Origin of the sequence: Pseudomonas sp. NPDC087803 (assembly GCF_044742995.1) — a bacterium.
Taxonomy (GTDB): domain Bacteria; phylum Pseudomonadota; class Gammaproteobacteria; order Pseudomonadales; family Pseudomonadaceae; genus Aquipseudomonas.
The window spans coordinates 1-9,860 of the sequence record NZ_JBIUVO010000100.1; the positions used below are offsets into that span (position 1 = coordinate 1).

6 protein-coding genes and 1 pseudogene are annotated in these 9,860 nt (G+C 62.2%); 4 read left to right on the forward strand and 3 right to left on the reverse strand.

What is annotated here, in order from left to right:
* The first annotated feature begins 464 nt into the window (after positions 1 to 464).
* The 3 genes and pseudogenes from ACIOUG_RS25770 (at position 465) to ACIOUG_RS25780 (ending at position 2,977) form a co-directional block, all read left to right on the forward strand.
* Positions 465 to 725, forward strand: coding sequence for an accessory factor UbiK family protein (locus ACIOUG_RS25770; RefSeq protein WP_011336527.1), 261 nt, complete (start codon positions 465 to 467; stop codon positions 723 to 725).
* A 364-nt stretch (positions 726 to 1,089) separates the two neighbouring features.
* A pseudogene (locus tag ACIOUG_RS25775) lies at positions 1,090 to 1,251 on the forward strand (phage antirepressor protein); the annotation flags it as partial.
* Between the two features lie 232 nt (positions 1,252 to 1,483).
* Positions 1,484 to 2,977, forward strand: coding sequence for a YifB family Mg chelatase-like AAA ATPase (locus ACIOUG_RS25780; protein WP_401069822.1), 1,494 nt, complete (start codon positions 1,484 to 1,486; stop codon positions 2,975 to 2,977).
* Positions 2,978 to 3,082: 105 nt separating this feature from the next.
* Here the strand turns inward: ACIOUG_RS25780 and ACIOUG_RS25785 are convergent, their stop codons facing one another.
* Positions 3,083 to 5,059: a methyl-accepting chemotaxis protein gene (locus ACIOUG_RS25785; protein WP_401069824.1), complete on the reverse strand. Its 1,977-nt coding sequence runs from the start codon at positions 5,057 to 5,059 to the stop codon at positions 3,083 to 3,085.
* A gap of 183 nt (positions 5,060 to 5,242) precedes the next feature.
* Entirely contained in the window at positions 5,243 to 6,163 is a 921-nt protein-coding gene (locus ACIOUG_RS25790; RefSeq protein WP_401069827.1) for a LysR substrate-binding domain-containing protein, read from the reverse strand.
* Between the two features lie 159 nt (positions 6,164 to 6,322).
* On the opposite strand from ACIOUG_RS25790, the gene ACIOUG_RS25795 reads away from it, so the two are divergent.
* A complete protein-coding gene (locus tag ACIOUG_RS25795; RefSeq protein ID WP_401069830.1) occupies positions 6,323 to 7,720 on the forward strand; it encodes a NorM family multidrug efflux MATE transporter in 1,398 nt (465 codons plus the stop codon).
* A 127-nt stretch (positions 7,721 to 7,847) separates the two neighbouring features.
* Here the strand turns inward: ACIOUG_RS25795 and ACIOUG_RS25800 are convergent, their stop codons facing one another.
* A complete protein-coding gene (locus tag ACIOUG_RS25800; RefSeq protein ID WP_401069832.1) occupies positions 7,848 to 9,521 on the reverse strand; it encodes a putative bifunctional diguanylate cyclase/phosphodiesterase in 1,674 nt (557 codons plus the stop codon).
* Between the last annotated feature and the right edge of the window lie 339 nt (positions 9,522 to 9,860).

Sequence of the window (9,860 nt, forward strand, 5' to 3'; positions counted from 1 at the left end):
GCGCACGTCGTCCAACTTGAACGGCTTGATGATGGCAGTGACTAGCTTCATGAAACTCTCTCCCGAATTGGTGGACTTGCCCCAGGAAAACAAACCCGACTCAAGTCTAAGCGCAGTGCCTGGCTTTGTAACGCATCGTCGGCCTTACCTGCCCGACTGACGCCAGCTAACCGCTGCCGACGAAACTCCCCGTCCCGCCTGCCGCACTGCATTCGTCACAGCGACTGCATCAGTGCATGGGTCACTACCGACTAAGCAGAAAGCTTGCCATCTCGCCAAATTCCCCTGATTTCAATCCCTTGGCCGCTGCCGCAGGCGCTGGCGCGCAAAACCCACGATGGATACGCACAACAACGGTGCGCCGCCGTCCGTCCGCTTGCGCGAAAAGCGTGCATCCATGCCTGCGCAAATGACTATAGACACTGCGTGATACACTGCCCGCCATTGTTTACAGGACATCCACCATGCTCGCGCCCAAAGACTTCCTCGACGCCCTGAGCGGCACCGCCTCCCGCCTGTTCAGCGGCGACACCCCGCTGCCGAAAGCCGAAATCGAAAGCCAGTTCAAGATGTTGCTGCAAAGCGCTTTCAGCAAACTGGATCTGGTGAGCCGGGAAGAATTCGACAGCCAGATGGTCGTCCTGGCCCGCACCCGCGCCCGCCTCGAAAGCCTCGAAGCCAAAGTCGCCGAGCTGGAAGCCAAGCTGACGCCGCCCGCTGAATAATCCGCACCCCCTGTAGGAGCTGCCGAAGGCTGCGATCTTTTGATCTCCAGCCCTTCAACCATCCCGGCAACGTCCTACAACCTGCATCACCGCCGTCCGATTGCGCCGAAAAGCCCAGGTTTCCAAGCTCACCCGATGCTGAATTTTCAGCACCGGGTTTGGCGACCTGGATCGAATTTGACGCAATGCAACTAAACTCACAGAGAGGTCTTTTCTCTCAACGAGTTATCGCGGCTTTGCGTGGGAGAACTCAGGGTCTGCCGGTTTCGAATTCACCGGTTCGCCAACCCGCGCATAGCTGCCACCCTTTTCGTTTGACGACGAACAGAAGCAGTTTTCTTCACTTGAATTCGAGAACTGAACCATGGACGAAAACTATCTGACACCTAGTATCTTCACCCGCCACAAACTCCCCCTCCACGCCCTCCTCATCCAGAACCAACCCTGGTTCTGCGCCCGAGACCTGAGCCGCCTGCTGCACATCTACCTCAACGAACGCATGCTGCGGAAGCTCGACCCCGACCAATAACAGACCCGCAAAAAGAACTCGAACCGGATGGTTGGCTGGCCGGGGGAGGAAGCCAAGTAAAAAATCCCGAAGAGGAAAACTAATGTGGCGCCCCTACTGATCTTGGGAGGGGAACTTGGCAACATCCAGTGAAGGTTTGCCCTCGCATCCGCGCCACTTGGACTCGCTCTCCCAACTACCCTTAAAAAACCCGCAGGAAGCGGCCCCCGATTCAGCTCAAGGAACGACCATGTCCCTCTCCATCGTCCACAGTCGCGCCCAGATTGGCGTGGATGCTCCCGCTGTCACTGTCGAAGTTCATCTGGCCAACGGTCTGCCCTCGCTGACCATGGTCGGCCTGCCCGAGGCGGCGGTGAAGGAGAGCAAGGACCGGGTACGCAGCGCGATCATCAATTCCGGGCTGCAGTTTCCGGCGCGGCGGATCACCTTGAATCTGGCGCCGGCGGATCTGCCCAAGGATGGCGGACGCTTTGATCTGGCGATTGCCTTGGGGATTCTGTCGGCGAGTGTGCAGGTGCCGTGCCTGACGCTGGATGATGTGGAATGTCTGGGTGAATTGGCGTTGTCCGGCGCCGTGCGGCCGGTGCGCGGGGTGTTGCCGGCGGCGCTGGCGGCGCGCAAGGCCGGGCGGGCACTGGTGGTGCCGCGGGCGAATGCCGAGGAGGCTTGCCTGGCCTCGGGATTGAAGGTGTTTGCGGTGGATCATCTGCTCGAGGCGGTGGCGCATTTCAACGGGCATACGCCGGTTGAGCCTTATGTGTCGGACGGGCTGATCCATGCGGCGAAACCTTATCCCGACCTCAATGAAGTGCAAGGTCAGCTGGCCGCGAAACGGGCGCTGCTGATTGCCGCGGCGGGCGCGCACAACCTGCTGTTCAGTGGGCCACCGGGGACTGGCAAAACCTTGCTGGCGAGCCGCTTGCCGGGGCTGCTGCCGCCGCTGTCCGAATGCGAAGCGCTGGAAGTGGCGGCGATTCAATCGGTCGCCAGCGGCGTACCGCTGACCCATTGGCCACAACGACCGTTTCGCCAACCCCACCATTCGGCATCCGGTCCGGCGCTGGTCGGCGGCAGCTCGAAACCGCAACCCGGCGAAATCACCCTCGCCCACCACGGCGTGCTGTTTCTCGACGAGCTGCCGGAGTTCGATCGCAAGGTGCTTGAGGTACTGCGCGAGCCTCTGGAGTCGGGACATATCGTGATCGCCCGAGCCAAGGATCGCGTGCGTTTTCCGGCGCGCTTTCAACTGGTGGCAGCGATGAATCCCTGTCCCTGTGGATATCTTGGCGAGCCCAGCGGCAAGTGTTCGTGCACACCGGACATGGTGCAGCGCTATCGCAACAAGCTGTCAGGGCCGCTGCTGGACCGGATCGATTTGCACCTGACGGTGGCGCGGGAAGCGACAGCGCTGAACCCGCAAGTGAAGCCGGGAGATGACAGTGCCAGCGCTGCGGCCCTGGTGGCCGAAGCTCGCGAACGGCAGCAGAAACGGCAGGGCTGTGCCAATGCCTTTCTCGATCTGCCGGGGTTGAAGCGCCACTGCAGGTTGTCCACAGCCGATGAAAAATGGCTGGAGTCGGCGTGCGAGCGCCTGATTCTGTCGCTGCGTTCGGCGCATCGGTTGCTGAAGGTCGCGCGGACACTGGCGGATCTGCAACACGCCAATGACATCAGCCGTGAACATCTGGCCGAAGCGCTGCAGTATCGGCCGGCGACTCAGTAAATGCCAGGACCCTGTCAGCCCCATTCGCGAGCAAGCCCGCTCCCACAGGGTCAGCGAGAATCCTGTGGGAGCGGGCTTGCTTGCGAAGACTGTGTCAGCGACAACTCAACGAAAGCGATCAACCTCGGAACGCAAATCCGCCGCCAGCTTCTCCAGCTCTTTAGCCGTAACGGCCAGGTTCGACACGACCTCCCGCTGCTCACTGTTGGCCAGCGCAATGCTCTGCAGATTGCTGCTCAGCAAAGTAGCCGTGCTGCTCTGCTCCTGCGTCGCCGTGGTAATCGCCGCAAACTGCTGCCCCGCCGAACGGCTCTGCTCATCGATCCGCGCCAGCGCCGACGCCACGTTGGCGTTGCGCGACAGGCCTTCCTGCATCAGCAGGTTGCCCTGCTCCATGGTGCTGATGGCGTTGCCGGTTTCCTGCTGGATGCTGTGAATCATCCCGGAGATTTCGTCGGTGGCCTGACGGGTGCGCGAAGCGAGGTTGCGCACCTCATCGGCCACCACGGCGAAGCCACGCCCCTGCTCACCGGCACGCGCTGCTTCGATGGCCGCGTTGAGCGCCAGCAGGTTGGTCTGTTCGGCAATCGAGGTGATCACGCTGACAATGCCGCCGATTTCCTGGGAACGCTGACCGAGAGTGTTGATCACGGTAGCCGTGGTGTTCAACGCGCCAGCGATCTGCTCCAGCGAGGACGACGCCTCTTGCATCGAGCTGCGCCCGATCTGCGTTTGCTGAGCGTTTTCCTGAGCCAGGCGCTGGGTCGCGCCCATGTTGTCGGCGATGTTCAGCGAGGTGGCGCTGAACTCTTCCACCGCGCCGGCCATGCTGGTGATTTCGCCGGACTGCTGCTCCATGCCTTCGTAGGCACCACCGGACAAACCAGACAATGCCTGGGCGCGGCTGTTGACCTCTTCCGAGGAGCGGCGGATGTGCTCGACCATGGTCGACAGCGCCTGGCTCATCTGGTTGAACGCACGGGACAACTGTCCGATCTCGTCGTTGCTCGACACGTTCAGGCGCACGCTCAGATCACCGGCACCCAGCGCTTCGGCCTGACGGACCAGGTCGCCCAGCGGTTGCAACTTGCTGCGCAGCAGCCACATCGCCGCGCCCACCGCGATCAACATCGCCAGCAGGCTGCCGATGGCCAGTTGGGTGCCGACGCTCCAGGTCACCGCGCGAATCTCGGATTTCGGCATGCTCGCCACCACCGACCACGGGCCGCCCTCGAACGGCACGGCAATGCTGTAGAAATCTTCGCCGCTGTCGCTCCAGAACTCGCCCTTGCCTGGGGTCTTGGCCAAGCCGTTGATCACCGGCACCGCTTGATCCAGCGCCTGCACCCCCGCAGGCGCAACCAGCCATTTGTTTTGCTCATCGAGCAACGCCAGCGAACCGTTCTGACCGATACGGAAGCGCTTGAGATTGGCGAACTGGGCATTCTGCGCATCGGTGTAATCGAAGCCGACGAACAGCACCGCAATCACCTTGCCGCTGCCATCGCGCACCGGGGTGTATTGAGTCATGTAGGAACGATCGAACAGCAGGGCGCGACCAACGTAACCCTGCCCGGCCATCAACTTCGCGTAGGCCGGATGCGCGTGATCGAGCAAGGTGCCGATAGCGCGCGTGCCGTCCTGTTTGGTCAGGGAGGTGCTGACCCGCACGAAGTCTTCGCCACTACGCACGAACAGCGTGGCGACGCCGGCAGTCATCTGCTTGAACTCGTCAACTTCCTTGAAGTTGTTGTTCAACACTTCGCTGCCCAGGTGCAGGCCCGGGGTTTGAGTACCTGCAACCGTCACCGGCTCATCCGGGTGAATGCTCAGGCCCGCGCTGAAGCGCTTCTCGAACAGCCCGCTCAAGCGCTGGGTGCTCTCGCGCAGCGTGCCGTGGAAGGTGCTCAACTGGTCGGCCAGCAGCCGTGCCTCACTGGCGAGGTGCTCTTCACGGGTGGCAAGGTTGGCGGTATCCAGCGAACGCAGGGCGAACACCGTACTGCCGCTGATGACAATCGCCAGTATCACAGCGAGCGCGAGGCCCAGCTGCGAGGCGATCCGGGCGCGAGGTTGAGACATGAACAGCTCCTGGCCGAACATTTCGATCCTCCTTGATCGCTGCTCGGATAATTTCTAATAGTGGGGGTGAAGCGTGGTAACCGGCACGACGGTTCCACATGCACGTATTCGGCGGTACATCCGAATACTTGAGCGGACAACAGGGTTATGGCACAAGGCCGGCATTGTGCGGGCTCGAACGATTCAGCTCAAGCGCTTGACCGCCGGCAACGCCATGGCGCGCACTTCGCCTTGCAGGAAGTCGCTGAGGCGGCGCAAACGATCACCTCCGGGACGGGTTTTCGGCCACACCAGGTAATAATTCAGTCCACTGGCGACCGCGGTCGGCCATGGCAGGCTCAGTCTGCCTTGCGCCACATCCTCAGCGACCATCAACAAATCCCCCATCGACACCCCGTAACCTCGGGCGGCAGCGATCATCCCCAGCTCGAGGGTATCGAACACCTGCCCCCCCTTGAGCGACACCTGATCGGACAGCCCCATGTGCTCCAGCCAACTGCGCCAGTCGCGCCGATCCGGGGTCGGGTGCAGCAGTTCGGTGGAAGCCAGCCGCGCAACATCCCACGGCTGATCATTCAGCAGATTGGGCGCGCCCACCGGTATCAGCTCTTCGGGAAACAACAGGCTGGCTTCCCAGTCCGGCGGAAAATGCCCGTCACTGAGCAGCACGGCGCAGTCGAACGGTTCGTTGTTGAAGTCCACCGAATCGACGTCCATCCAGGCGCTGGTCAGCTGGACCTCGTTGCCCGGCTGCAGATGGCGAAAGCGGCTGAGTCGCGCCAGCAGCCAGCGCATGGTCAGGGTCGACGGCGCTTTCATGCGCAGGATGTCGTCTTCGGCGCGCAAGGTGTTGCAGGCGCGCTCCAGTGCCGCGAAACCATCGCGAATGCCGGGCAACAGCATCCGCGCCGATTCCGTCAGTTGCAGGTTGCGTCCGCTGCGGTGAAACAGCTTGCAGGCGAAATGTTCTTCCAGCGTCTTGATATGCCGGCTGACTGCACTCTGGGTGATCGACAATTCCTCGGCCGCGCGGGTGAACGAGCTGTGCCGCGCCGCTGCTTCGAATGCGCGCAGGGCATACAAGGGAGGAAGGCGACGGGACATACACAAAGCTCCTTTAGCGGCATCCGGCCAACCCGGCGGTTTTTTCTCATGATGAGTTTTAATCATGCCACCCATCCTTTTTATCCTTTTGTGCAAACCCTGCCAAGCGCCGAGAATCGACGGTCTCTTGTTCCCTCTGATTGATGGGTGGTGATGACCATGCAGCATCCTGTGCGTACCGAACTCTGGGCCATCCTGCGGCTGGCGGGGCCGCTGATCGCTTCACAGTTGGCGCACATGCTGATGGTGCTGACCGACACCTTGATGATGGCGCGCCTCAGTCCCGAAGCCCTGGCCGGCGGCGGACTGGGGGCGGCGAGTTATTCGTTCGTGTCGATCTTCTGCATCGGTGTGATTGCAGCGGTCGGCACCCTGGTCGCGATCCGTAAGGGCGCGGGCGACATCATCGGCGCGGCCCGCCTGACCCAGGCCGGGTTGTGGCTGGCGTGGCTGATGGCGCTCGGCGCCGGGTTGCTGCTGTGGAATCTGAAACCGGTGTTGCTGCTGTTCGGCCAGACCGAAACCAACGTCCATGCCGCCGGTCAATTCCTCATCGCCCTGCCCTTCGCCCTGCCCGGCTACCTGAGCTTCATGGCCCTGCGCGGTTTCACCAGTGCAATCGGCCGGGCGACCCCGGTGATGGTCATCAGCCTCGGCGGCACCGTGGCCAACTTCCTGCTCAATTACGCACTGATCACCGGCATGTTCGGCCTGCCGAAACTGGGGTTGACCGGCATCGGTCTGGTCACGGCAATCGTTGCCAACTGCATGGCGCTGGCGCTCGCCTGGCACATCCGCCGGCATCCGGCGTATGACGCTTACCCGTTGCGCGTCGGCCTGTCGCGGCCAAATCGTCAGTATCTGAAAGAACTGTGGCGGCTCGGCCTGCCGATTGGCGGCACCTACGCGGTGGAAGTCGGCCTGTTCGCCTTCGCCGCGCTGTGCATGGGCACCATGGGCAGCACGCAACTCGGCGCACACCAGATCGCCCTGCAGATCGTTTCGGTGGCGTTCATGGTGCCGGCGGGGATGTCCTACGCGATCACCATGCGCGTCGGCCAGCATTATGGCGCCGGGCAACTGAGCGATGCGCGGATGTCCGGGCGGGTCGGCATTGTTTTCGGTGCGGTGGTGATGCTGGGTTTTGCCATGGTGTTCTGGCTGTTGCCGAATCAACTGGTCGGGTTGTTCCTCGATCACAACAATCCGGCGTTTGCCGAGGTGATTCGTCTGGCCGTGAGCCTGTTGGCCGTGGCGGCATGGTTCGAGCTGTTTGACGGCACGCAGACCATCGCCATGGGCTGCATCCGTGGACTCAAGGACGCAAAAACCACCTTTCTGGTCGGCCTCGCTTGTTACTGGCTGATCGGCGCACCGGCGGCGTGGTGGATGGCGTTCCACCTGAACTGGGGGCCGACGGGCGTCTGGTGGGGTCTGGCGCTGGGCCTGGCCTGCGCGGCAGTGAGCCTGACCCTGGCGTTTGAATGGAAGATGAAGCGGATGATTCGGTCGGAGCCTGCATCATCAAAACAGTACACAATCGCTCAGGCAGACTGAGATTCCCTTGTGGGAGCGGGCTTGCTCGCGAAAGCGCTGGGTCAGACAGCACATGCCTGGACTGACACGACGCCTTCGCGAGCAAGCCCGCTCCCACAGGGGTAATGCATTCACCCGGAAATGGTGTTCAGCTCACGAATTCCAGTGATGACTGCTGGCTGGCGCCGAAGGTCAGGTACTCGACCAGTTCCGCCAACGGCAACGGCCGGCTGATCAGATAACCCTGCACCTGATCGCAGCCGAACCCGCGCAGCAGATCCAGTTGCTCCGGCGTCTCCACCCCCTCGGCCACCACTTCCAGATGCAGGTTGTGCGCGAGGTTGATCATCGCGTGCACCAGTTTTCGGTTCTCTTCGCGCTGCTCCATGCCGCCGACAAAGCTCTTGTCGATCTTCAGCAGGGTGATCGGCAGGCTGTTGAGGTGCACGAACGAGGAGAATCCGGTGCCAAAATCATCCAGCGAGAAACGCACGCCGAGACGGCCGAGGGCATCCATGGTCTGCTTGACCAGGTCGCTGCGGCGCATGACGGCGGTTTCGGTGAGTTCAAATTCCAGCCATTGCGCCTCGACCCCGCGTTCGGCAATCAGTCGGCTGAGCGTCGGCAGCAACTGGCTGTCCTGAAACTGGCGAAACGACAGGTTGATCGCCATGTGCAGCGCCGGCAGCCCGCGCTCGCGCAGCGCCTGCATGTCGCGCAGGGCGCGGGAAATCACCCAATAGCCCAGCGGCACGATCAAGCCGCTCTGCTCGGCCAACGGCACGAATTCGCTCGGCGGCAACAGACCGCGTTCGCCATGGCGCCAGCGCACCAGGGCTTCGAGGCCGACGATCTGCCCGTCGGCAAGATTCAGCCGTGGCTGGTAGTGCAGCTCCAGCTCATCGCGGCGCAGGGCCCGGCGCAGCTCGCTTTCGAGATCGGCCATGCTCCGGGCGTTGCGGTTGATGCGTTCGTTGAAGATATGAAAGGTGCAGCCCTGGGTGCTCTTGGCCTGCTGCATGGCGATGTGCGCGTGCCACATCAGCGGGTCGGCGCCACCTTGGGCGCGGGCATGGGCAATGCCGAGGCTGGAGCCGATCAGCAGGCTTTCGCCATCGACCCAATACGGTTCGGCCAAGGCTTCGGTAATGCGTTCGGCCATCCACTCGGCACGTTGCGGCGCGCGGCGGGTGTCGATCAGCAAGGCAAATTCGTCGCTGCCGAGGCGCGCCAGTTGATCACCGGCCTCGAGCTGACTTTTCAGCCGCGCAACGACTTGCAGGATCAAGCGGTCGCCGGCCTGATGGCCGAGGGCATCGTTGGCGTGACGGAAGTTGTCGAGATCGAGATGCCCGAGGGCCAGGCCGCGGCCGTCGTTTTCCGCCAGGCGCGCCGTAAGCAAGGTCTGGAAACCCTGGCGGTTGGCGATACCGGTCAGCGGATCCTGTTCGGCCAGGCGTTGCAGGGTGTTTTCGAGGACGCCGCGTTCACGCACATGGCGCAGGCAGCGGCGCAGCATATCGGCGTCGAGCGCGTCGAACACCAGCCAGTCGCTGACGCCAACCGGCGCCGTGGCCGGCTCGTGCTCCAGCAGCAGCACCGTCGGCAGGCTGCAACGGCCTGGGGCCGGCTGCAATGCCGGAATGGTCAACAACACCGCGTGGCGATTGTCTTCGAACAGACTGCTGACCGACTCCCAACTCGGCGCGCTGATCAGCACCGCCGTGCTCCCCATCGGAGCCAGACACTCGCGCAATAACGCTGTCCACGCTGGCTCTTCGGCCAGTAGCAGCAAACGCAAGGGTTCGACAGGCGTAGACAAGCTAGCTCCCTAGACTCTGCAATGATGTGGGCGGGGCATTATGCCGTTGCGATGTTCAATGACAACGATTATCAGACCGTTATTTTGTGTCACGAATGAGAACATTAGCCGCAAAATCACCGTGTATCCTCCGCGAAAGTAACAAAACCGGCAAATTTGAATCGCGTGGTACGTCACAAGTCGGACAGAGCAGCACAAATCGCTGAGCCTGTTAAAATGCCGGCCCATTTCGTCAACGACTCCCGAATTTTCGTATGTCCCGACTCAATCCCCGGCGGCAAGATGCCGTGAAGTTCGTCGGGGGCCGTCTATTGGTGCTCGGGGGCGGTGGGGCCGGCC

Bases quoted from the DNA above. Each gene is read 5' to 3' on its own strand.
- ACIOUG_RS25790 (WP_401069827.1), bottom strand. From the start codon at position 6,163: ATGTCCCGTCGCCTTCCTCCCTTGTATGCCCTGCGCGCATTCGAAGCA.
- ACIOUG_RS25770 (WP_011336527.1), top strand. From the start codon at position 465: ATGCTCGCGCCCAAAGACTTCCTCGACGCCCTGAGCGGCACCGCCTCC.
- ACIOUG_RS25780 (WP_401069822.1), top strand. From the start codon at position 1,484: ATGTCCCTCTCCATCGTCCACAGTCGCGCCCAGATTGGCGTGGATGCT.
- ACIOUG_RS25785 (WP_401069824.1), bottom strand. From the start codon at position 5,059: ATGTCTCAACCTCGCGCCCGGATCGCCTCGCAGCTGGGCCTCGCGCTC.
- ACIOUG_RS25795 (WP_401069830.1), top strand. From the start codon at position 6,323: ATGCAGCATCCTGTGCGTACCGAACTCTGGGCCATCCTGCGGCTGGCG.